We start from the raw sequence: 22,647 nt of genomic DNA, 5'->3' as shown, positions 1-22,647 counted from the left end.
CCTCACTGCACCCAGGACGAGTCACCTTCCCTGAGAGGCAAAGACCTCATCGAGCCAATCGAACATCACCCGATGCTTCAAACCGAAATTGTCGAGTTGCCGGTAGCTGGCCCCATCTTCGGGGACGAAGATGTGCTGACTTGCTCGCCTGTTCGCGATAGTCGCAACGGCTTCGCGGGCCTGCTCAAGCAGTTCTGGATAATCGCGTGAGTCATTCAGGCAGAGGGTTGGGCACGTAATGTCACCGAGTTCAACCTGCATTTGCTTGATGGCCTCAGGGTTGGTAAGGCCCCAAATGAGCGGGATAACCGTGCCAGCATTCGAGGCTAACGTTTCTTGATCCTCAGGTCCGGGAAGGACGTTCTTGAAGAACAGGGGCGCGATTGGCTCCATGTTGAAGACCAGCGGATCGACCACACATGCGGCAATGCGATGCTCACGGGACGCCGCACGAGTCATGATATAGCCACCCCCTTCGCCACCTCCATAGGCCGCGATCCGTGCCGGGTCCACGTCGTTGCGTGAGCACAGGTAGTCGATCACAGCCTTGACCGGCACCTCGGTATCACTACGGAACACGAGCCCATTGAACGAGTTCAAGCCGATGCCCGGCAGGTCCACCAGCAGTGCGTTGTAGCCGCGTTCCAGCGCAGGAGGTGCCACCCAGTAGTAGAGTTCTTCGCTCGCATTATCGCCGATGACGATCGTCGGACGCTGCCGCGAGCTTACATCGGGTCGCAGGAAGTACCCCGGAAGAACGGTTCCCTCATAGGGGACCTCAACGACCTCAATGGGGGGATCGGAAAGCGTCGCGAACTGCTGGAAGAGAGCGCGCGACTTCTCGATTGTGGCTCGGTAGTGCGGATCAGAAACTCGCCATCCCCACGCCACATTGCGGTAATAGGTGACGGCCCGCAGATAGGCCTCCCTGGCGCTGACCCGATGCCCCTTTGCTTCGGCAAGTCTTCCAACCTCTTCGACCTTTTCCGCGAGTCCGTTCCAAGCATCTCTCCAGCTTTGGATGTCGCCCTCCTGGATCTGGGCGGCGGCGGAGTAACATTCCCCAATCTCAGAGCCCTTGAAGCCATGCAGCGTCAGGGTGTGAAGAAAAGCGAGATCGGTGAAGGGGTCTTGAAAGTAAAAGCGTTTCCGCTCGCTGGCCTTTTCCTGAGTGTGTTCAGTCATCGTTGTTTTCTTCCTTCTGTGATAAATTTATGATACTAGTATCAAATGATACTAGTATCAGTATAGAGAAGATTGCGCCTGCAGTCAAGAGTGTGCATTCTCCACTTTGAACGTCAAGCACGCAGTTGAGAGGGACATATCTGATCTGGGAAGAAAGCATGGTCGAATCTCTGCATCTTTGGGCGAGTTCTGGCTACATATGGCCGAGTCGATGCAGTGTATCATCGTGTGCCAGTCTATTTCCAATTCCACCTACAGACGGTGAAGAAATCATCGCTTGGCTGGAGCAGGGAGTGGCTGACTGGAATGCCGATCCGATGCCCTTTACTTGGGGAGACAAACGCAAAGCTCGTCGAGGACTCGCACAGCTGCGCTGACTCGCAAGTTCTAGCACTGCTGTCGTGAAGGACTACTCAATTGTGACGTGACTCACTGAAGAGGTACATGTTTCGCATGTGGAGATGGGAACAGCCATCCCAGAAAAAAATGCGGCTCTAGAAAAAAACGCCCCTTGATGCACAATGATGTGCTTTCAGCTTGACGAGACAAGCGACTTTTTCACCAAAAGTGTGTCACCTCTCGTATGGGGGAAAACGAGGCACCTGCAGCGCATCGCTTCCGTGTTCTTTCTCAAGATCACATATTTGTGTATAAGTGCCAGGGCTAAAGCCAGGGGTTTTACGCCTGACACTTACACACAAGTTTTGGCGTGCTGAAAAGAAAAGCGTGAAAAAGCCAAGGAGGAAGGCTCATGGAACAAGAACCTTTGCAGCATGCCGACGAATGGGCCGCCCAGACCTTCGGAGCAGCAGAATTGGGGGATCCACGACGCACAGATCGTTTGCTCAAGGTCTCCAGCGCGTTGGCAACAACCCCATCGGGTTCCTTGCCTCATGCGTTGCAGACCTGGGGCGAAACGCAGGGGGCCTATCGCCTGCTGAATCTGGACGCCATCACCTATCAGGATATCCTGGCTCCCCACTGGAGCCAGGTCTACGGCGAGGCAACCCAACACTTTTGCACCCTGCTGCTGGCAGACACGACCGAGTTTGACTTTTCGACCCATCATGCACTCAAAGGACGAGGGCCGATGGGCAACAGCAAAAAAGATATTGGCTTCAGTTTACACACCGTGCTTGCAATGAATCCGCACAACCAGCAGATCTTAGGATGTATGACGCTCTCACCCTTCATTCGTCAGCTTGCTCCCGTTGGGGAAACCAAGGCGGAGCGCAAAAAGAGAGAGCGAGAATCCCACGTCTGGGAAGAGAGCGTGCGGCAGATCGGGCGAGTGCCTGAGCATCATCAATGGGTCTATGTAAGCGATAGCGGCAGCGATGTCTACACGTTTTGGCAGACGTGTGAGGATCTAGAGTATGATTTTGTGTTGCGAGTGGCCCAGGATCGTAACGTGGAGATTTCCCAAGGGGATGCGCAAGCAAGGCTCGACGAAGGGCATCTCAAGGCCCTGGCTCGTGCCCTCCCTGGCGTAGATGCCCATCTGGTGCACATTCCTGCCCAGCATGCTCAGCCCAAGCGAGAAGCACTCTTACAGATGAATTTTCAAAAGGTGCGAGTCCAGCCACCTGTGAACGGAGCCTGTTTGCGCAAAACGGAGATTGTCGCCTGGGTCGTCCGGGTTTGGGAACCGTCCCCACCCGAAGGGCAAGAACCGTTAGAATGGATCGTGTTGACCACGCTGCCGATCACTTGCCCAAGCGAGGCATGGGAGGTGGTGCAATGGTATGGCTGGCGTTGGCTACTGGAGGACTTCCACAAGGCACTCAAAACTGGCTGTCGGATGGAGCAGCACAATCTGCAAAGCATGCAGGCCCAATGGAACCTGTTAGCCATCCTCACTCCCATTGCCTTGCGCCTGTTGCTGATACGACAAGCGGCACAGCAAGCCACCGAGATCCCTGCGGGGAATGTGGTTTCTCAAGAGGCTATCCAGGCCGTGATCTTGTTGGATCACCGTTACCGCAACATTGTGACGGCCGAGCACTTGTGGCGCGCAATTGCCCGTCTGGGAGGTTACCTCGACCGGAAGAGTGATGGACCACCAGGATGGCAGACCTTATGGAAAGGATGGATGCGGGTCATGGACGTCTTGGAGGGCGTTCATCTCGCCGCTCGTCTCCATCCTTCATGATTTGTGTGTAAGTGTCAGGGTTTTACGCTCGGTGTGATAAACATTAACAACCAAGAACGGTAATCAGGGGTAGCACAGAGCAGTGGCAAGCATACCTTCGCCCCGTAAGCCAACGTAGCGCAAGAGCTCGGTGGATCCCTGCAAAAAATTGGGCGAAGAACGCATGGACCCGCTGTTGGAATATGTCCCATTGGTCCGCCAAACGATGCAAATGCCAGACCTCCTAACAAAACTTACGCCAGAGTTTCTCAATTGGATTAAGCCAAGGGGCATAGGTTGGGAGCCAAACTCCTTCCAGACGTGGCAGAGTGTCCAGAACCGCCTTGATCTCTTGATGCTGGTGAATCGACCAATTATCCATGATCACGTAGATTTTCTCGCTCTGCGGATAGGCTTGATCGATCTGCCGGAGGAAGGCTCCAACTTGACGGAGTTCCGATATGTGTCAAATTTTGATCATATTTTCAGAGAAGAACGCCATCACTTTCGGCGATGGCGCTCCGTTTTCATTCTTGCTTCTCAAGCGATTATCCAGTGGGATGGCAATGGCATCACATTGGATGGCACTCGACAGCAAAGCGGCCAGATGGGAGCTGCCCGACAGCCTGAACCTTGAGCCCAGCCTGGTGGGCAAGCTCTCGAAACTCGTTGAGCGTGCGGTCCTTGCCTCCAAGTAAGACTATCTCCGGTGTGAGAAGAGAATTCACACTGCCATCTGGCAACACCCCGCCCAGGATCATCAGGCGGCCGCTCGGGCGTGCTGCCTCGGCACAACGGCTCAAGATGAGCTGTGCTTCTCGGTCGGGCCAATCGTTGAGGATAGACTTCAGGAGATAGAGATCCGCCCCGGCCGGCAGCGGGTCGAAGAAGCTTTGCCCAACCGTTCGGACACGTTCACTCACGCCAGCCTCCTGCAAGATCGAGCCTGCGCGGGCCACCGTCCCAGGGAAATCGACCAGGGTGCCCTGGATCTGAGGGTGGGCACGTAAGATCTCCGCAAGCAAGGCTCCCGTTCCACCGCCGACATCCACCACCGTCTTGACCTCCTCCCAGTCTCCCGTGAGGAGCACCTCCGGGTTGGGCGTGCCGTGACCTGCCGACCCCATCAGCGCGTCAAAGCTCGCCGCGACGTCCGGATGCGCTTGCAGGTCCTCCCAGAAAGGCAGACCGAAAATCTCATGGTAGGCGGGAGCGCCTGTCCGAACTGCGCTGAGAAGGCTGCCCCAGGCATAGGCTATGCGACCGCCGATCCCGCCCAGATCAAGGAAGACGGGATCGAGCAATCCCTGGGCTGCTTCATTCAACGCGAATTGACCGGGTGTTGGCTCGACAAAGACGCCCTTGCACACCAGGTGCCTGAGCACCCTCTGTAGGAAGTCGGCATTGCACTCTGCCTTATCGGCAAGGGACTTGATAGCGGTGATGCCAGCGGCGATATGGTCGGCGATCCGCAAGGTTGCCACCACATGGATACACCAGGGTGTGCACAGATCGCTCAGCGCGCTCAGATTGGCACTTTCCGCTGGTGTCTGGTCATCTGTCTCTGTCATCTCTTGTTCCTGCCTTTCTAAATCTACTCAAATGTGCGCGAAGCCCATTCGAATAGATCCAATTGCTGCACTTACCCCTCACAGGATGCCTCCATGGCATCTACGCCGCTTTGGGTCGCCTGCAGCACACCGCACTCGGTAAGCCGAGTGTGTGGCCCTCGCCGGGCAAGGAACCTCATCAAGATGTTGACGACGCTATTGTCGTCTCGATCCATGCTGAGTCCACATTCCGCGCACTGATACGTTCTTTTCCACAGGGGCATGGCGTGCAGATTTCCACAGCCACTACACTGCTTGGACGTGTTGCGCTCATCTACGAACTGAAGCTCTTTCCCATACAGCTGGCATTTGTAGGTGAGCATCTGGACAAAGGCAGACAAGCCCCAGTCGTTATAGACTGCCCGATTGAGCGCCTTGTTGCGCTCCTGATGCTCTTTCATGACCATTTGCCGTTGAGAGAGATCCCCCACGACGACAGTTCTCTCAACCAATCGCCGTGCGATGAGATGCGACGCCTTGTGCAGGCTATCGCGCTGTTTGTTGCGCTTCCTCTGTGAAACGCGCTTGTACACCTTGCTCAGATGAAGAGAGCGACGGGATTTCTTCTTGCACTTGCTACGTTTCGAACGTAGCTTATCTCGTTGTCTGTTGTACCAACGCGAGCCTTTGAACCCACCGATGTGATAGATCCGGCCCTCTTGCGTGACGCCAGTTGCCAGCGTCTTGATGCCCAGATCGAAAGCCACGGTGTCACCATCGCGTTTGGCTTGCTCGGGCTGTCGGTAGCTGAAAGAGGCGTAGTAGTTGCCCCTGCCATCGCGACTGATGGCCACCTCTCCAAAGCCTTCGGGAGGCAGTTCCGTGAGTGCGGCACGGATGGCAGGAAAGCGTTTGTGCTTGCCCTTGCCTCCTGTGGGCAAGATGAGCGTGTTTCCCTCACGCGTGAGATACATCGCCGGATAACACAGGGTAAAGAAGCCATGGCGAGGTCGCACGCGGGGAAAGCCTGGGGTTTCCCCATTGGCGACCCGACGAAAGAAGGCTTTCATGGCTGCATCCAGGCGATAGTAGACTTCGGCAAGCAACTTGCCATACACCTGATTGAGTTCAGGATCATAGGCACGACTCTCGGCCAGCGTTTTCTTGCAGGCGTTGAAGCGCCACTTCTCTCCGTCTCTGAGCCTCATGACCCACCAATTGTAGAGGCCTCTGCATTTGCCTTGCATGAACTCAAGGGTGGCCGTGTCCTGCTCGCTAAGGTCAAGCTTGATCTTTTTGCAGAGGAGCATGAAACCCCTTCTCTTTCAACACCACCCCGAAAGGCGGAAAACATCTTCTCTTGCCAGAAACAGAAGATGCCCTGATGTAGAACATTCTTTCTTATTTGATGGGTGTATCATACGATACTATCGTCTCTCTGTCAACGTATACGAATGTGTGCAACAAGCGCACGTTTGATCATGTTTGCGCATCGTTTTGATTGCTGTTCTTATGCTCCTTTTAACAAACAATTTCATGGAGGGTGGCACTGGTTCTGTCCTGGTGATGGAGAAAGGCTCAATGCGCAGCTTGAGTGTAGGAAGTGCGGGAAACATCTCAGAGGTCTTGTCTATCCCCTTACTGAGTTCTACTCTCATACGTAAAACAGAACAGCCTGGGATGGACGGCAGCGATTCTGGTGTCGTCTGGACGATGACAGTCGAAAGCGTCATACTGAAAAGGTGCCTCCTTGTGAGAAAAAATTTGAGCTTTCTTCTCTTTCAGGAGACACCTTTTTCATGGCTCCGCCAGTCTCTCTGGATCAGCTATGCAAACTCGTTGCGCCTCTCGTGGGTGTACCGCTCCCCAAAGGATGGCTCGACCTGGATTGTTCACTCAACTCACATGGAAGACGGCTTTTCCCTGGATCTGTCGATCTTGTAGATCTGTTAGTGTAGGGATGAGTTCGTGCCAACTGGTTTCTAATCCAATTGGTGCCGTCAGTTTCCCTGCTGCGACAAGGGTCACCAGAGAGGTGAGATCGGCACTCAGGGTGGTGGTCGTGCCTGGATTGTATGAGAAGAACGTTTGCAGGCGCATGCCTTCGTGCCCAAACAGATGATAGAGATTGAAAGGCGTGTCTTCCCCTGAAGAGTTGCCGAAAACGACAATCGTCCCGTGAGGAGCTACCAGATGAAGCGCTTTGGTTAACGAAGCCCCTCCTGCTGATTCTAAGATCACGTCAAAGAGACCCTGTGCCTGTTCAATCTGTGTGATCACCTCACTTGCTCCAAGCTCACGCAGCCCCTCTGCCCGCTCGGGACGACCAACCACACCTGTGACTTCTGCCCCCTCTCTGGCCGCCAGTTGAACAGCAAAACGACCAACGCCACCTGCGGCCCCTGTAATCAAGATGCGCTTGCCCAGCAGCACATCGCCGAAACGCAGGATGCGCAGAGCCGTATGACCGGCCATTGGCAGGGCTGCAGCTTGGGCGAAGCTGACACGTTCCGGCAAGACAGCCAGGCGATCTGTCGGAAGTGCAGCGTGTTGTCCCCACCCTCCTTGTTCAGCGAGCCCCACGACGCGTGTTCCAGCATCTGGGCCACTCCCATCGGCAGCGCGCTTCACCACGATGCCCGCGATGTCCTGGCCAGGTCGCCATCCTTCCGGGCGCATGGCCAGCAAGGCCAGTTCTCCCCGGTTCAGCGAAAAAGCCTGGACCTCCACAATAGCCTCATGGTCGGCCGCCTGCGGTTCAGCTACCTCGCGCAGTTCGATTGGGATCTCATTTCTGGGCGTATTGACAAAAGCAAACATGATGCTCTCTCCTTCATGGAAGACTAGAATGTTTCACGGTGCTCACCTGTTGCGCCGTGCCTGCGCATACTATAGCCGAAGGACTTCTCTCTTGTAAGAAGGAACGAAAAAGTGCTATAGTAACGTTATGGAAACCATAAAGAAGCAAGCATCGCCAATGATCTCTTTTTCAACCTGTACCACGCGAGCAGTCCTCAAACTGATCGGCGATCAGTGGACAGCGTTAGTCATCTATGCCTTGGAGAGTGGCACCAAGCGCTTTAGCCAGTTGTGCTCTCAGATTGATGGCGTCTCAAAAAAAATGTTGACGCAAACGCTGCGTGATCTGGAGTACCATGGGCTGGTCCAGCGCGTTGTCTATCCAGTGGTTCCGCCTCATGTAGAATATTCCCTTACCCCACTAGGCAGGACATTGATCGAACCGATTGGAGCTTTACGTCAGTGGGCAGAAGAGCATTTGAATGAAATGGAGCAGGCTCGCACTGAGCATAATCAGACACAGCATATTTCTGTTCAGGAGCAGGTCGCCTCAATCGTGCAACAGAGATAGAAAGGGCTACGCTTCTTGCTCTCTTCCTCATCGAGGCCCCATTTTAGGTCATCGGTGATAGAATCATGTTCTCTCCATCAGAGAGTCTACAGTCTGCTCCGATTTTTGTATGCAAATGTATGCAAGCACACACTCACACCAAATTTCGTTGTTGCTGCTTCATTCGTAGGTGCCTCAATGTGACCTGCACACTTTTGGTCTTACCCCGCGTCCACAGCCCGCGTTTGCGTCTTCGTCCGAGCCAGTACCGGAGACGGCTTGATCAATGAGCCCGATCAAGCGGAGGGCTTCCTGCAAGATATTCAACGCTGCGTTCTGATCTCTATCCTGCCCGAATTGATAATACGCACATGTGGGGTTCTGGCAGAGGAACACACGGTCCGACAACTGCATGGTTTCCCACTTCCAGGTGCAGCAATGGCAGGTTTTACTCGATGGAAAGAAGCGGTCCACTTTGATCACCTGCCCTCCTCGCTGCTCCATTTTGCTGCTCAGCAGAGAGAGCAGTCTGCCTAACGCCGCGTCCGAAAACGAGCGAGCCAGCGTGCGATTTTTCAGCAACCCTTTGAGGTGGAGGTCCTCAATGCCGATGATCCCGTAAGAGGTGGCGAGCCTGGTGGTCAGCTTGTGGAGCACATCATCGCGCAGACAGGTAATCCGAAAATGCAGCCGTGCCACCTGCCGACGTGCTTTCTCCCGATTCTTTGATCCGAGTTTCCGACGATGGAGCCGCTTGTTTGCCCGACGGAGTTTCCCCAGAGCCGTTTTGAGGAAGGCTTGGTTCTCGATTCCCTCTCCCGTACTCAAGGTCGCCAGCCGGTTGAGACCCACGTCGATCCCTATGGCCGTTGGCTTGTTCTCCGGAATGGTCTCTGGCATTTCGACCTGGATGGACACAAACCACCACTCGGCTGTTTTGGTGATGCGTGCCCCCTTCGCGCGGCCCGCAAACCGAAGCTTCTCGGCCATATTCACCCAGCCAAGCTTGGGGATCCACATGCGGTGATCACCCAGCTCAAACTGATCGTTGGCGAGGTAGAAACTCGGCGTACTACGCTTCTTGCTTTTGAACTTCGGGCGGCGGGCACGACCCTCAAAGAACGCGGTAAATGCCTTGCCCAAATCGAGAAAGGGCTGATCAGAGGCGTTCTTGGTGACCTCCCACGTCCAGGGGAATTGCTCCCGCCTGATCTCGTTAAACTGCTTCTTGAGCTTGAAGGCGGTGGGATTTCTCCCGGCCTCATATTGGCGATTCCACTCAGCCAATGCCCAGTTCCAGACAAAGCGTGCGGTTCCGGCGGCTTTGGCAAAGTACACCGCCTGCTCCGCTGTGGGATGAAGTCTGATCTTATGCGCCTTGATCATCCCTCACATCCTTTCACAGAGCCGCTGCTCGAAGAAGGTTGTTGCTTAAAACATATGTTCTATAACTACATCTTAACCTATTTTCCTCGCTTTTTCAATACTGTTGAAACCTCTTTTTCTTTTCTGTGAAAATATTCCTCTTGCTTTTGTGAGCTTCTGCGCATCTCGTTGCGCATCCCGTGGGTCGATCTGGTTCAAATGAAAGATGTGGGCAAAGCGAGGTCTTGCTCTATCTCTGACCCAAGGGTCAAGCCTGTTTCATAGGACCTCGGCTTCTGGAAACCCCTGTGTTTCAACCCTGACACTTACACATAAATTGTGGCGTGCTGAAAGGAGACGTCAGAAACAAGCGAAGGAGGAAGGCTCATGGAACAAGAACCCTTACAGCACGCCGAAGAATGGGTCGTCCAGACCTTCGGAGCCGCAGAATTGGGAGATCCACGTCGGACGGATCGTTTGATCAAGATCGCCAACGCTTTGGCAGAGAACCCATCGGCTTCTTTGCCCCATGCCCTAGAGACCTGGGGAGAGACGCAGGGGGGATATCGGTTTCTGAGTAACCCGGCATTCGAATACGAAGATCTCATCCTCCCCCACTGGAGCCAAACCTACGACGCCGCGACCCAACGGGTTCGGACGCTGTTGTTGGCTGACACCACCGAGTTTGACTTTACCAAGCATAACGCCCTCAAAGGGCGGGGGCCGGTAGGCAACAGCCGAGAAGATATTGGGTTCAGTTTGCACACGGTGTTGGCGGTGGACGCCCACACCCAGGAGATCTTGGGATGCATGATGCTCTCTCCCTTCATTCGCCAGCTTGCCCCTGTTGGGGAAACAAAGGCAGAGCGCAAAAGCGGGAGCGAGAATCGCAGGTGTGGGAAAAGAGTATCCAACAGATTGGGTAGGTTCCTGAGCAGCACCAATGGATCTACGTCAGTGACAGCAACAGCGAGGTCTACACGTTTTGGCAAACGTGTGAGGAGCTTGGGTATGATTTTGTCTTGCGAGTGGACCAGGATCGCCGCGTCGAGGTTGCTCAAGAGGCTGAGCAAGCCAAGCTTGACGAAGGGCATCTCAAGACGCTGGCTCGTGCTCGACCTCACGTGGATGCTCATCTGGTGACCATTCCTGCCCAACGTGCTCAGCCCAAGCGAGAAGCGCTCTTGCAGATGAATTTTCAGGAAGTACACGTCCAGCCGCCAAGAAACGGCGCCTGTTTACGCCAAACGGAGATTTGCGCCTGGGTTGTGCGCGTCTGGGAACCGCAGCCATCTGAAGGACAGGAGCCGTTAGAATGGATCTTGTTGACGACGCTGCCGATCACCTGCATCAACGAGGCGTGGGAGGTGGTGCAATGGTATGGCTGGCGTTGGCTGCTGGAAGATTTCCACAAGGCACTCAAAACTGGCTGCCGGATGGAGCAGCGCAACCTGCAAAGCATCCAGGCCCAATGGAAACTGCTTGCGCTGTTGACGCCCATTGCCTTGCGGTTGTTGGTCATTCGGCACACGGCGCAGGAGGCGGAGGAAACGCCTGCAACCGACGTGATTTCGCAAAACGCCATCCAGGTTCTCATCTTCCTAGATAAACGCCACTGCAGCATCACCACGGCGAAAGAGGTGTGGCACGCCATCGCGCATCTGGGAGGCTACCTCGACCGTAAGAGCGATGGTCCCCCTGGATGGCAGACCTTATGGAAAGGATGGATGCGGGTCATGGACGTCTTGGAGGGCGTTCATCTCGCCGCTCTTCTCCATCCTTCATGATTTATGTGTAAGTATCAGGGCTAAAGCCTGTCACTTATACACAAATATGAAAGTTTGCAGAAGATCCTCAGCATGATGCGAGGGAAAGGTGTTGAAAAAAACGCGCATCGATGCACAATGATGTGCTTTCAGTTTGGCGAGACAAGCGACGTTTTCAGCGAACGTGTGTCACCTCTCGTGTGGGAAAAAACGAGGCACCTGCAGCGCATCGCTTCCGTGTTCTTTCTCAAGATCGCATATTTGTGTATAAGTGTCAGGGCTAAAGCCAGGGGTTTTACGGCGCGGTTTGATAAGTTATCAAAGCAGGTGAATTTTGGTTTTTGGGACTTTGAACGAGAGATTACACAAAATCGTGACGTATATACATACAATACGCTGCGGTAAGGTAGTATCCATTTCTAAGGATATGAAAAGGTGAAGGCAAGAAAGGCGATCTAATCCTGCCTTTACTCGACTTACATGGTGTTGATTGTCGAATAAATTTGCGTTTTTCCGATACCATATCTTCCCAGGCAATCTCTGAATGAGCCAGGAGAGCGGATTGGATCCATTTGTGAGTCGTCCAACTCTGCCAGATAAATTTTCCAGGCAGCATGAAGCGGTTTTTCTCGACTGAGGCCGTTCTCTCGCAAACGAAAACATACGGTTTTCTGACACATAACCGTTCGTGCAGCGCTTTAAAGGCGTACCTGAAGCGGCGTCAGAAGGCAGCATTTCTGCCTTATAACTTTTCGTGAGTCAGTGAGAAAGGCCGTTTGCACGATCCTGATGGACAAGAAAACGTTTGGGTTGCTGCAACGAAAAGTTATAAGGCAGAGCGTACCAGTTTTGCATCTCAAATCCGAAGATGCTGCGAAAAGTTATGGTCTGGATACGGAATTTTATTTTGACAAACAACACATTGCAGTTGTATTTGCGAACTTGGGAATAGAGAGGGCCTAATTTATCCTCGGATAAAGCCAAGAAAAGGCTATATAAGCCGATTCAAACGGCGATATTTGCTCTTTGCTATTTCAACAGACGTGGCCAATTGTATACTTTTCTAAGGAGAATGTACTCAATGCAGTCTGGTAAGAAACCTGTGACGCTATTTTTGCCATTGCTCCTGACCCTGCTTGCTGTGCTTGTTGCAGCATGCGGTGGCAACTCAGCAGGGAATAGTGCCTCTTCAACCAAGTTGTCTGCTGATCAGCAGATCTATGTCACTCCGTTGAGTGGTCTATCTGATGTCGCGACGCTCGACCCTGGCCTCTCGACCGACAGCCCCTCGATCAGCTCTATTGATCTGATGTTCACGGGCCTGGTCCAGCTCGACAACAACCTGAAGGTGTATCCCGAACTGGCTCAGTCCTATACGGTCTCAAGCGATGGCCTGACCTGGACCTTCAAACTGCGCCCCGGCATTAAGTTCAGTGATGGCAATCCTATCACTGCCGATGACGTGGTCTTCAGCATCGACCGCGCGCTCAAACCAGAGCTGAAGTCGACGGTTGCCCCCTCTTACTTGTCACTTATCAAGGACTCCGATAAGCGTTTCGCGGGCAAAGTCCCCACGCTGATCGGTGACAGCCTTTTTGCTCCCGATCCTACAACTGTCAAAATCGTGACCAGCAGCAACGCCCAGTACTTCTTGCAGTCGCTGACCTACCCGACCTCCTGGGTCTTGGAGAAGAGCTTTGTGCAGAAGTATGGCGACACTGATTTCCTGAAGCACCTGAATGAGGGTGGCTGCTCTGGTCCCTTCAAGCTGGATCAGTACACCTCCGGGAAGTATATCAGCTTTGTGCCCAACACCAACTACTGGGGTGGCAAACCACAGCTGAAGAAAGTCGTCTACGCCTTCTACAAAGATCCGCAGACGGCTTACAAAGCCTACAAGACCAACCAGCTTGACAATGCTGGCGTGCCGACCGCTAACCTGTCCGAGGCGCGCGCTCTGCCCAACAAGCAGTACCGCCAGGTGCCTCAGTTGACCATCGACTACTTCTCCATGAACTGGCTGGCCAAGCCTTTCAACAACGTCAAGATCCGCCAGGCCTTTGCGCTCTCCATCGACAAGGCCGCGATCGAGAAGAACATCAATAAGGGCGCGCGTTTGGCGACCAACCATATCGTGCCTCAGGGTATGCCTGGCTACAATCCCGACCTGAAGGGTCCCGCTGGCGTGACCAGCACCAAGGGTGACAAAGACCTGGCCAAGAAGCTTTTCCAGGAAGGTATGCAGGAGGAAGGCTACACGACCGCCAACTTCCCCGCCATCACGATGATAACGGCCAGTGGTGGTTCACAAACTGCCAAGAACCTCTTCGAGTTCGCGCAGCAGCAGTGGAAAGATACCCTGGGTGTTAACGTCACTATCAACGATGAAGACTTCAATAAGCGCCTTGCTGATGTTGCTGGTACCGTCGGCAATGGCAAACTGCAGATGTGGGCCGCCGCCTGGGGTGCTGACTATCCCGATCCTGAGGACTGGACCACCTTGCTCTTTGGTAAGGGCTCACCCAATAATGATACCAACTACGGTCTGGGTAAGGCCAAGGATGTTGCCCTTCAGCAGCAGACGCAGGATCTCATGTTGCAGGCTGATGTCAATCAGAACACCACTGAGCGTATCGCCCAGTACAACAAGGTTGAGCAGCAGCTTGTCGAGGATGCGGCCTGGATTCCTTTCGACCAGCGTGCCTCGAGCTATGTCCTCAAGCCCTGTGTCCAGGGTATCGTGGACAATGCACAGGGTATCATTCCTCCACAGCAATGGGCGAACATCTACAAGTCCGGCGATTCCCCCTGTGCTAACACGAACACGTATAAATAAGCTCATGTGACGTAGAGGGTGTGTGATAACCATTCACGTACACTCTCTAGAAGAGGAGAGGATGCAATTTGCATCCTCTCCTCTTTTCTTTGTTGTCGGCTTTTTCTCACGGCATATGGCCGTTTTTGGGGAGAAATAAAACTGTTTTGGCATAAGCACTCAAATATGTTAAAATATGCTTATGCAAAACACATATAGCATTCAGGCATTTGGGAAGCTTATTGGCAAGTCAACCAAGACGCTGCAAAAATGGGACCGCGATGGCAAGTTAGTTGCTCATCGTTCTCCACAATCAAACAGGCGCTACTACACCCACGATCAGTATCTTGAGTATCGCGGGCTCAAAGCACCAGAACAGGGACGTACCATTGTCTATGCGCGCGTTTCAGGGGTCTCACAAAAACCTGACCTTACCAACCAAATGACTGCCTTACAAGCGTATTGTACTGCTCATGAGATCACTGTCGATGAATGGGTACAGGATATTGGCAGTGGACTCAATTACAAACGCAAAGGCTTCAATCATGTGATGGAGATGGTTGAGTTAGGGCAGGTTCGCACGATTATCATTGCCCATAAGGATCGCTTAGTGCGGTTTGGGTATGACTACTTTGAGGCGTTCTGCGAACGGCATCACACCCAACTGGTTCTTCTTCATGGTGACCACCTTTCTCCTGAGCAAGAGCTTGTGCGCGATCTTATCGCCATCATAACCGTATTTAGTACCAGGCTTCACGGACTCAGATCCTACAAGAAAGTGATGAAAGATGCTGCTTTGCAAAAAGATCAAGATTGACGTGAGCGAGCAGGACGCTGCTACGCTTGAGTTCATGCAAAGCAAATGTCGAGGGCTGTACAACTGGTGGGTTATGAGGCTCAGGGAAGGAGAGAAGTGGAATCTCTACGAAGCCAAACGGAGTTTACAAGAAAGTAAGCACCATGATCCTGAGCTTATTCAGGTGTATGGCAAGTTGCTTCAAGAGGTCTACTATCGCCTTGATGGGGCCATGAAAGCATTCTATCGTAGGGTGAAAGCAGGTGAAAAGCCTGGATTTCCACGTGTACGTCCAAGACACGGCTTTTTTACGCTCTGCTATCCTGCCATGTACCTCAAACGTGAGGGTGACAAGCTCATCTTGCCTACAGGTGGTGGCGGGAAGCATGGGGCAAAGGTACATCCCAACGTCACTGCCCGTCTCACTGAGAGACCGCCAGAACAGTTCAAAAAGGTGGCGATCAGTCGGGATGCCAGAGGCAACTACTATGCTTCCTTCCCGGCTGAGCGGCCATCAAAGCCCTGTTCAACTGATGATGTTGCCGCCTTTGATCTTGGCATCAAAACCCTGGCAACAGGCGTGAATGAGCAAGGCAGAGTCTACACCATTGGCGGATTCAAAGGGGCAAAATGGTATAACAAGCAACTGGACAACATTCGATCCAAGCGTGATAAATGCAAGAAAAAGTCACGTCGATACCTCCATCTCAGCAAAGTGTACAAGCGCGTTTCCCAGAAAAAACGCAAGAAACAACGGGATAGTTTGCATAAAGCATCCCACCTGATAGCCCACAAACTGGTTGAAAGAACCGTTGTGGTTGGCGATCTCTCCCAGAGACAAATGGTCACAAAACAGCATGTAGAGCGCAATAAGCAGCTCAATAGAGCGGTCTATAATGAGTGGGGACTCTCCACCTTCCTCGAAATGCTGAAGTACAAATGCCAATTGTACGGGAAAGAATTGCACTTCTTAGATGAGCGCAACACCTCCAAGCAGTGTAGTGGCTGTGGGAAGCTGCAAGCCATGCCGCTGTGGAAGAGAACCTACTGTTGCGTCGAATGTGGACTCGTCATGGATCGCGATGAGAATAGCGCGGTGAACATTTTGACGAGGTTCCTTGCCCGGCGAGGGCCACACACTCCCTCTGTGGAGTGCGGTGTGCTGCAGGCGACCCAAAGCAGCGGAGAAGTCAAAGAGGCTTCCTGTGAGGGGTAAGTGCAGCAATTGGATCTATTCGAATGGGCTTCGCGCACATTTGAGGAGATTTAGAAAGGCAGAAACTGGTCTATATCTGTAAATCATTTTATCAAACCGCGCCAGAAGACCCCTGTTTTGAAACATTGACACTTACACATAAATATATGATCTTGAGAAAGAACACGGAAGCGATGTGCTGCAGGTGCCTCGTTTTCCCCCACACGAGAGGTGACACACTTTTGGTGAAAAAGTCGCTTGTCTCGCCAAGCTGAAAGCACATCATTGTGCATCAAGGGACTTTTTTTTCAACACCTTTCCCTCGCATCATGCTGAGGATCTTCTGCAAACGTTCATATTTGTGTATAAGTGTCAGGGCTTTAGCCATGGGGAGGATGTCAAGATAAACAACCATGTCTCTCTTCAAAAGTCTATCATTTACAGTGAATAAACGGTAGACCTTTTCTTTTGCTCTTGGTTCTATTGTATAGATCAATGTGGCCGCGCGTCGCCAACTTCAACGGATCAGCGAGTACCTCATCGGCCTGTTTGATGCACAACTATGACACAGGCAGGGTAGTGGGAAGAGGCGCTCCCACTACCCTGTCTGTGTCGCTCAATCGCTTGCGCAGAATCCTCTGGCAAGCGATTAGTACTGCCATGCCTTTATCTTCTGATAAGCGGCATCCGTTGGATCTCCAATGCTACGCGCGGCCAGGGCTATAGTGCCATTATCGGGTAGCGTAACCTCGTTGACGGTCAGTACGGGTTGCAAGTTCACATAGAATGTGACAGTAGTATCGCTAATATTGATCGCGATTAAGTTGGAGACCTTCGTTCCAGTTCCGGTATTGATCGCGCTACTCTTCCCCTTGCCATTCGTGAATGGCTTCCCGTTCATACCAATCTCGTACTCTCCGGTTTGAGTGATATAGAAGTAGCAGTACGAATCTTTCGTTCCGAATTGCATCCCACTACTATCACCTATCAGGATAAATGCCTGCACCTGTAGTAATAAGTGAGTTCCACGTTCGAGCGTTCCCACCGGTCCTGATGAATGGCATAACTGTACTGTGCCACTCTTGCTCGCTTTGGCGTGATAGAAGTTATCACTCTTACCAAAGAAGCAGGGAAGATTCTGTTGAGATGTAGAATCGGAGCCATCGTCGGTCGCGGAGTTCTCCCATTGTCCCGAATTGGACTTATTTAACAGGTCGTTAAAGACAAGGCTCACGTTTTCAGGAGCAGCGTTCGTATGGTAGAGTGCAGGGATAGTCTGCGAGTCCGCCGCCGCCTGTACCGACTGTAAGTATGTAGCGGTCGCCGTAGCCTGGGCGTTCTTGCTCGTGGTTGCGGTGCCATTAACATTTGCCTGAGCAGTGGCTGTCATGCCCTTGTTGGTTTCCATTATCGCATCGATATTGCTGGTGCCATTCAAATAAATGGCCTCCTTGAGCTGACCCGAAAGCACACAGTTGCTCAAGATGATAATGAGCGCCAGCACGATGCCAACAACGACCAACCCTGGCCGAAATTGTTTGGCGAGATAGCGTGGGATGTCCTGCGGCCCTTCCACCTCTACATAATCCTCGAATGTCCTGAGGATGCGTATCATGTGCTCAATCCTAGTCACCTGCTCCGACAACCCGGCCATGTCTGCGCTGGCATTGGCAGGAGTCGTGCTGGCATTGGTGGGTCGCGCCTGTAGAGCTTTAATATCATGAGAGAGGCGCTGTAATTCTTCCAGCACAGGCTGATTATTGCCCGGCTGGATGCCAGGGGGATCAGGACGAAGCGCCAGCGTCACCACCAGCGCGCCGCGTGGGCCGCTCGACTGCGATGGCTTTCCGGCATCCTCGATTTGCAAGACCTGTCCCGCATGCGCATTTGGCGGCACGTTGACCATTACCTGGCGCTTACCCGCCAGCGTCACTGGTAAGCTCGTGCCGGATTGCGCCTCTGCTCGGCTGATGCCAAGCAAGATGTAGAGGTTCTCCCCGCGCTTTCCCCGCTCCGCCACGTGAGCGAACTCTTCGGCGAACTCAATAATTGACGTGTATCGCGCCTGGGGGTCAGGCGCGAGTGCCCGTTGCAGTACTTCACTGGCCCCGGCTGAAAGCCTGGAAGCCTGCACGTCAGCGGCAAACAACGCGGAGTAGCTCTGCCCATTCGGCCTCATAAATGTAGAGGGATGTCCTGTGAGGAGTTCATAGGCCATGGCCGCGAGCGCGTATTGATCGCTAGCCGCTACTGGTCGTCCCGCTAACTGTTCTGGTGCCATCGCCGTTTGGTCACGAGAAGGAGTGGCCAAACGAGCTACACTAAAATCCGCTAGCTCCAGGTACGGAAAACGCTCATCATCGCTTTCACGTCGTACCAGGAAGTTTGTCTGCTTGATACCAAGGTGGAGCACATTGCGTTCGTACGCGTATTGCAAGCTCTGCGCGGCCTGGTGTACGAGTTGTTGTACATCCTGCAACTCTAACTGCGCCGGGGGGCTATTCCTTCTCTTCCAGTAATCACGAAGCCATCCATCAAGCGAGCGCTCCGCTACCAGTGGCATGACAACATAGACATAATCGTGCTCACGATCAATCTGCTCGTCTACCATGACCCCGAAATCAAGAACCGGAAGAATATGGGGATGATCCAGTGTGACAATCCCCTCCATAATCTTTCCGAAATGTTGGATGCGTTGTTGCCTATCCGTTGGCCCCTGGTCCAGACGCATAAGCTTGAACGCGACAGGCCGTGCCGTGCGGACATCAACAGCCTGGTAGACCGATTTCGTCTCTCCACGGTTGATGAAGTGCAGCAAGCGATAACGGTCAATAATTGGTTGATTGACTAAGTCCTGCGTCGATTTACCAATCATAAGCCTTACCCATAGAATTATTCCGATATTCCATCATCAGCTAATTAAAAAGAGTCCGAGGAAATACTCTCTGTCCCTCTATCCCTACTTCCACTACCTCTTGCTTGAGACATATAAACCTCAGTATACCAAGCTCGATCCGGCCCGAAAAGGGATAAATAGGTACAATTCTCAAACCATTGCCATTTCGGCCCGGCTTTTGCATCACTTCGCTTTGTGACGACTCCCCACGGATAAATCCGGGGGCTTCTCAGGAGGCTTGCGTCTCCTGAAGGCTCCGTCCGAGCCAACGATGTTTGATGTTGATGGAGGCGTTGTGGTCCCTATCTAGCTCAGTGCCACATTCACAAGAATGCCAGCGCTCGGATAGCTCTTTCTTGACCACAGAACCGCACCCACTGCATACTTGGCTGGTCATCCGTGGGTCAACCTTCGCTACTTGCACTGTACCAGCATTCTCAGCTTTGTACTCACAAAAGGCGATGAATTGACTCCAACCAGCATCGAGTATCGATTTGTTCAAACCAGATTTCGCGCTCGCCCCATTCGGGAGATACTTGCCTGTCTCTTCGTCTTGCCTGGGTCTGGCTCTTCGAGAGAGATTGGTAGGGGCAATGTCCTCAAAGACAATCGTTTCGTAGGTGTCCACCAGACGACGCGACCATTGATGCAAGTAGTCATTGCGCTGATTCCTTACCTTCCTGTGCAGACGAGCCACACGCTGCACGGCCTTCTTGCGCCTCTTGGAACCCCGCTTTTTACGAGACAAGGCTTGCTGTGCCTTCGCTAGACGCTTTTCAGCCTGTCGGTAATGCTTCGGGTTCTCAATCACGTCACCAGTAGAAAGGGTTGCCAGCTTCGAGATACCAAGGTCAATGCCCACCGCCTCATCTGTGTAAGGCGTGCGTGGGACGCTTTCCACTTCACAGGAGAAGCACACATACCAGCACGCGCCCTCTCGTTTGAGCGTACAGGTTTTGATCGTGCCATGCACCTTGCGATGAAGCTTGATCTTCACGTGACCAATCTTGGACAATTCAAGACGCCCGTTCTCTAGTGAGAAGCCAGCTTGAGGATAGCAAAAGCTCTCATAGTGGTTGCGTCCCTGGAAGCGTGGAAACCCTCGCTTTCCTACTTTGACCCGCTTGAAGAAGGCTTTGAACGCCTTATCCACCCGCCTGAGCACATCTTGCAACACCTGAGAGTGAATCTGCTTATATTCCTCTCTGATCTCTTTGATCTCGGGGAGCTGCATGGCTTGCGCATTGTAGGTGGTTCCCTTGCCAGTGTACGTGTACATCTCACGACGCTCTTGCAAAGCAGCATTGTACAACTCACAACATCTGGCAAGCGTCCATTCCAGCTTTTCAGTTTGTGTTCTGGTGGGATACAAGCGGAATTTATAGCTTTTCAAGCTAGACATGTTTTTGGTTCTCAATATAGTGCTTGATGGCGGAAAGGGGAGCGCCCCCAACCGTCGAGACAAAGTAACTTGTCGTCCACAGCGTTGGAAGCTTGCTCTTCAGCGTCGGGAACTCCTGACGTAACAAACGTGACGAGCGACCTTTCAGCAGCCGCACAAGGCGATGAATGCCAAACTGTGGGTCGCATTCCACAAGCAGATGCACATGATCTGGCATGATTTCCATGCTCAAAATATCGGCCTGATGCTCCTGGCACACCTGCGTAATGATGTGCTTTAGCTGTTGTGCTATTGGTTCTTCAAGCACCTTGCGCCGATATTTGGGACACCAGACCACGTGATACTTGCACGAGTAATAGACGTTCCGGTTCGATTTGTATCGTATTGCACTCATATATACCAGTATATAGCACGAATCTGTATACTGTCAAGCATTCTTGTTACCCCGCTCCACAAGCCACTCCAATAAGGAACGGCCCTTCTATCCCCATGCCTAAAGGCAGGGGTTTTACGGGCCGGTTTGATAATCCGACAGATTTTCGTGCCAGCTCGAATCTCTACTGGTAAATGACCTACCATGTGGGTCTGTCTCGCTTTTGGTGATGCAGAAATGCTCTCAAGCCAGCCCTCGTCTCGCAAGAGGCTCTTTTTCCCACTGGTACACCTGTTTTTCTATCCCAAGGCTCGTCGCCTTGTGTGAAGGCACTCTCCATCACCAAAAGCGGGACAGATCCGAAGGTTGAGCAGCACAGCAATACAGCACATTGGAAGCCACTTCAGAAGCGGCTTCCAATCTTGCCAGAACTGCTCAGTCCTTATCAAGGCATGGCACTACCAGGGAAAGAGATTTTACTACCAGAGAATTATCGTCAGCTTTCGCCAATTATCACAGCTAAACTGTGACATTGGCTTGGTATCATAGAAGAGGTGGCTATTGGTTTTTTAAGAAAGGATATATCATTTGGAACCGCTGACCGCTCAGGAACAGCGTGTGTTACACCTGCTGGCCGCAGGTCGCTCGACCCAAGAGATGGCCGCAGATGCTGGTGGTGTCCCGCAGTACCGTGAAAACGCATCTCAGAAACCGGTATGGCAAACTACATGTGAACAGCCGTACCCAGGCACTGGCTCGGGCACGCAATCTCCAGTTGCTCTAACTCCCAACGCGCTCCCATTTCTCATCCCGCAGATCGTCCCAAAGGACGAAGCCACCCCAGCCTCCTGCTCTCTATACTGTTTGAAGACGAGCAGAAGTATCGGGAGGGAAGCGAAGCAGTGCATTGTCGCATTCGCGTGACCTGGCATCTTGATCCATCCAAGACTGGAATGGGTTTGACAATCTCCAGGTCATTCGTGGCTGCGATGCAAAGGGCTCTGGCTCCAAGAGGCATTCCTCCCGATGGTGAGTCGTCAGCGCGATGATTGTCTTTGGCGCAAGTCGGCAGGCCCGACCACTGAATCTGTCAGATGGATACAGGTGATGCCAGAAGCGCGAGCTTCGGCCAAGCTAGTGGGAATCACCAGAGAAAAGAGAGAGATGAAATGCAGACCAATCTCAATCCCGTGAGCGAAACGGATCTCCAGGTGCGTATACAGCGCATTCAAGGAAACCTGCAAATGATGCAGAGGTACTTCGACGCACTCTTTGGGAAGGACCTAAACCCACTGCTTGAGATGATCGATGATGCTATCGAGTGGTTGGTTGTTCCTACTGGGAACGGAGGGCAGTCCTCATACGCCTTCGGCTTGATGCGTGTGGCACGTGGATGGTGCAGGAGTGAGTGAGACAGGGAAGCTCGCAAGTTGTCCGACGTGCGAGGCAAGAGAGGGAGCAGGCGTCCTCATCTGTTCCCTCCCTGTCCCCATTGACCCTGTGCGCCCAGGAAATTTCAACAGGGCTAATTGGACGGCAAAGCCGAGGCGGTTCGATCCTCGTCTGCGGTAATTGATGAGTTCTAGCTCCTTTTCGGTGAAGGTGTAGTAGCGGGCAATCTCGCGATCAGAGGGATCTTGCGGAATATGGGTCAGGGTATGGCGCTGTTCCGGGGTGAGGTACGTCGGAATCTTATCGTATCCAGGCAATATCGGCGTCGCTCCAGTTTTGCCTCATTTGTATCGTACTGTCTGCTTACTCGTCAATGAAATCGCCTGGGATGGGAAAGGGAGAGCCTATCTTCTCCAAGCTTAACGGGGAGAA

At 52.8% G+C, this 22,647-nt stretch carries 19 protein-coding genes and 1 pseudogene; 10 read left to right on the top strand and 10 right to left on the bottom strand.

What is annotated here, in order from left to right:
• Positions 1 to 21 precede the first annotated feature (21 nt).
• Entirely contained in the window at positions 22 to 1,185 is a 1,164-nt protein-coding gene (locus KTE_RS33920; protein ID WP_201389476.1) for a S9 family peptidase, read from the bottom strand.
• A 751-nt stretch (positions 1,186 to 1,936) separates the two neighbouring features.
• Here KTE_RS33920 and KTE_RS33915 point away from each other — a divergent pair.
• Positions 1,937 to 3,337 carry an IS4 family transposase gene (locus KTE_RS33915; RefSeq protein WP_201389474.1) on the top strand — a complete coding sequence of 467 codons (1,401 nt, stop codon included), beginning with the start codon at positions 1,937 to 1,939 and terminating at the stop codon, positions 3,335 to 3,337.
• Between the two features lie 223 nt (positions 3,338 to 3,560).
• Here the strand turns inward: KTE_RS33915 and KTE_RS49970 are convergent, their stop codons facing one another.
• From KTE_RS49970 to KTE_RS33895, 4 genes are all read right to left on the bottom strand, one after another.
• Positions 3,561 to 3,779, bottom strand: coding sequence for a transposase (locus KTE_RS49970; RefSeq protein WP_201391062.1), 219 nt, complete (start codon positions 3,777 to 3,779; stop codon positions 3,561 to 3,563).
• A gap of 109 nt (positions 3,780 to 3,888) precedes the next feature.
• A complete protein-coding gene (locus tag KTE_RS33905; protein ID WP_201389472.1) occupies positions 3,889 to 4,887 on the bottom strand; it encodes a methyltransferase in 999 nt (332 codons plus the stop codon).
• Between the two features lie 71 nt (positions 4,888 to 4,958).
• Positions 4,959 to 6,176, bottom strand: a complete 1,218-nt coding sequence (locus tag KTE_RS33900) for an RNA-guided endonuclease TnpB family protein (protein WP_201389470.1) — start codon at positions 6,174 to 6,176, stop codon at positions 4,959 to 4,961.
• 586 nt (positions 6,177 to 6,762) lie between these two features.
• Complete coding sequence (locus KTE_RS33895) at positions 6,763 to 7,686, bottom strand: zinc-binding dehydrogenase (protein WP_201389468.1); 924 nt, start codon at positions 7,684 to 7,686, stop codon at positions 6,763 to 6,765.
• A 157-nt stretch (positions 7,687 to 7,843) separates the two neighbouring features.
• Between KTE_RS33895 and KTE_RS33890 the strand changes: the two genes are divergently transcribed.
• Positions 7,844 to 8,236 (top strand): helix-turn-helix domain-containing protein, encoded by a 393-nt coding sequence (locus KTE_RS33890; protein WP_201379618.1) that lies wholly within the window; start codon positions 7,844 to 7,846, stop codon positions 8,234 to 8,236.
• 174 nt (positions 8,237 to 8,410) lie between these two features.
• Here KTE_RS33890 and KTE_RS33885 read toward each other — a convergent pair whose 3' ends face one another.
• Positions 8,411 to 9,601, bottom strand: coding sequence for an RNA-guided endonuclease TnpB family protein (locus tag KTE_RS33885; RefSeq protein WP_201389464.1), 1,191 nt, complete (start codon positions 9,599 to 9,601; stop codon positions 8,411 to 8,413).
• Positions 9,602 to 9,967: 366 nt separating this feature from the next.
• Between KTE_RS33885 and KTE_RS48060 the strand changes: the two are divergent.
• The 5 genes and pseudogenes from KTE_RS48060 to KTE_RS33865 form a co-directional block, all read left to right on the top strand.
• Positions 9,968 to 10,108: pseudogene (locus tag KTE_RS48060) on the top strand (transposase DNA-binding-containing protein); the annotation flags it as partial.
• A 419-nt stretch (positions 10,109 to 10,527) separates the two neighbouring features.
• Positions 10,528 to 11,367 (top strand): IS4 family transposase, encoded by an 840-nt coding sequence (locus KTE_RS33880; protein WP_201391060.1) that lies wholly within the window; start codon positions 10,528 to 10,530, stop codon positions 11,365 to 11,367.
• A 1,060-nt stretch (positions 11,368 to 12,427) separates the two neighbouring features.
• Positions 12,428 to 14,182, top strand: coding sequence for an ABC transporter substrate-binding protein (locus KTE_RS33875; protein ID WP_201389462.1), 1,755 nt, complete (start codon positions 12,428 to 12,430; stop codon positions 14,180 to 14,182).
• Positions 14,183 to 14,363: 181 nt separating this feature from the next.
• Positions 14,364 to 14,978 (top strand): IS607 family transposase, encoded by a 615-nt coding sequence (locus KTE_RS33870; RefSeq protein ID WP_201389460.1) that lies wholly within the window; start codon positions 14,364 to 14,366, stop codon positions 14,976 to 14,978.
• The gene (locus KTE_RS33865) at positions 14,950 to 16,173 is read left to right on the top strand and encodes an RNA-guided endonuclease TnpB family protein (protein WP_201389458.1); all 1,224 of its coding nucleotides are present in this window, start codon (positions 14,950 to 14,952) and stop codon (positions 16,171 to 16,173) included. Before KTE_RS33870 ends, KTE_RS33865 begins: the two co-directional genes overlap by 29 nt.
• A gap of 628 nt (positions 16,174 to 16,801) precedes the next feature.
• Here the strand turns inward: KTE_RS33865 and KTE_RS33860 are convergent.
• From KTE_RS33860 to tnpA, 3 genes are all read right to left on the bottom strand, one after another.
• Positions 16,802 to 19,027 (bottom strand): serine/threonine-protein kinase, encoded by a 2,226-nt coding sequence (locus tag KTE_RS33860; RefSeq protein WP_201389456.1) that lies wholly within the window; start codon positions 19,025 to 19,027, stop codon positions 16,802 to 16,804.
• A 250-nt stretch (positions 19,028 to 19,277) separates the two neighbouring features.
• The gene (locus tag KTE_RS33855) at positions 19,278 to 20,450 is read right to left on the bottom strand and encodes an RNA-guided endonuclease TnpB family protein (protein WP_201389446.1); all 1,173 of its coding nucleotides are present in this window, start codon (positions 20,448 to 20,450) and stop codon (positions 19,278 to 19,280) included.
• The gene (gene tnpA, locus KTE_RS33850) at positions 20,443 to 20,844 is read right to left on the bottom strand and encodes an IS200/IS605 family transposase (RefSeq protein WP_201389444.1); all 402 of its coding nucleotides are present in this window, start codon (positions 20,842 to 20,844) and stop codon (positions 20,443 to 20,445) included. The genes KTE_RS33855 and tnpA overlap by 8 nt, the downstream gene beginning before the upstream one ends.
• Positions 20,845 to 21,146: 302 nt before the next feature.
• Here tnpA and KTE_RS33845 point away from each other — a divergent pair, with 302 nt between their 5' ends.
• The 3 genes from KTE_RS33845 to KTE_RS33835 all read left to right on the top strand — a co-directional run bounded on the left by KTE_RS33845 (position 21,147) and on the right by KTE_RS33835 (position 22,235).
• Positions 21,147 to 21,353, top strand: coding sequence for a hypothetical protein (locus KTE_RS33845; RefSeq protein ID WP_201389434.1), 207 nt, complete (start codon positions 21,147 to 21,149; stop codon positions 21,351 to 21,353).
• Between the two features lie 137 nt (positions 21,354 to 21,490).
• A complete protein-coding gene (locus KTE_RS49965; protein ID WP_201389432.1) occupies positions 21,491 to 21,607 on the top strand; it encodes a LuxR C-terminal-related transcriptional regulator in 117 nt (38 codons plus the stop codon).
• A gap of 385 nt (positions 21,608 to 21,992) precedes the next feature.
• Entirely contained in the window at positions 21,993 to 22,235 is a 243-nt protein-coding gene (locus KTE_RS33835) for a hypothetical protein (protein ID WP_201391122.1), read from the top strand.
• Here the strand turns inward: KTE_RS33835 and KTE_RS49960 are convergent.
• Positions 22,182 to 22,532, bottom strand: a complete 351-nt coding sequence (locus KTE_RS49960; protein ID WP_201389430.1) for a DUF4158 domain-containing protein — start codon at positions 22,530 to 22,532, stop codon at positions 22,182 to 22,184. The genes KTE_RS33835 and KTE_RS49960 overlap by 54 nt on opposite strands.
• Positions 22,533 to 22,647 lie beyond the last annotated feature (115 nt).

This window comes from Ktedonobacter sp. SOSP1-85, assembly GCF_016587415.1.
GTDB lineage: Bacteria > Chloroflexota > Ktedonobacteria > Ktedonobacterales > Ktedonobacteraceae > Ktedonobacter.
The sequence above is the reverse complement of the archived record's forward strand: the minus strand, read 5'-3'. Positions and strand labels throughout refer to the sequence as shown.

Coding starts and splice junctions, on each gene's coding strand:
- KTE_RS33875 (WP_201389462.1), top strand. CDS start 12,428: ATGCAGTCTGGTAAGAAACCTGTGACGCTATTTTTGCCATTGCTCCTG.
- KTE_RS33915 (WP_201389474.1), top strand. CDS start 1,937: ATGGAACAAGAACCTTTGCAGCATGCCGACGAATGGGCCGCCCAGACC.
- KTE_RS33895 (WP_201389468.1), bottom strand. CDS start 7,686: ATGTTTGCTTTTGTCAATACGCCCAGAAATGAGATCCCAATCGAACTG.
- KTE_RS33885 (WP_201389464.1), bottom strand. CDS start 9,601: ATGATCAAGGCGCATAAGATCAGACTTCATCCCACAGCGGAGCAGGCG.
- KTE_RS33870 (WP_201389460.1), top strand. CDS start 14,364: ATGCAAAACACATATAGCATTCAGGCATTTGGGAAGCTTATTGGCAAG.
- KTE_RS33855 (WP_201389446.1), bottom strand. CDS start 20,450: ATGTCTAGCTTGAAAAGCTATAAATTCCGCTTGTATCCCACCAGAACA.
- KTE_RS33890 (WP_201379618.1), top strand. CDS start 7,844: ATGATCTCTTTTTCAACCTGTACCACGCGAGCAGTCCTCAAACTGATC.
- KTE_RS33900 (WP_201389470.1), bottom strand. CDS start 6,176: ATGCTCCTCTGCAAAAAGATCAAGCTTGACCTTAGCGAGCAGGACACG.
- KTE_RS49965 (WP_201389432.1), top strand. CDS start 21,491: ATGCTGGTGGTGTCCCGCAGTACCGTGAAAACGCATCTCAGAAACCGG.
- KTE_RS33860 (WP_201389456.1), bottom strand. CDS start 19,027: ATGATTGGTAAATCGACGCAGGACTTAGTCAATCAACCAATTATTGAC.
- tnpA (WP_201389444.1), bottom strand. CDS start 20,844: ATGAGTGCAATACGATACAAATCGAACCGGAACGTCTATTACTCGTGC.
- KTE_RS33835 (WP_201391122.1), top strand. CDS start 21,993: ATGCAGACCAATCTCAATCCCGTGAGCGAAACGGATCTCCAGGTGCGT.
- KTE_RS33865 (WP_201389458.1), top strand. CDS start 14,950: ATGCTGCTTTGCAAAAAGATCAAGATTGACGTGAGCGAGCAGGACGCT.
- KTE_RS33905 (WP_201389472.1), bottom strand. CDS start 4,887: ATGACAGAGACAGATGACCAGACACCAGCGGAAAGTGCCAATCTGAGC.
- KTE_RS33920 (WP_201389476.1), bottom strand. CDS start 1,185: ATGACTGAACACACTCAGGAAAAGGCCAGCGAGCGGAAACGCTTTTAC.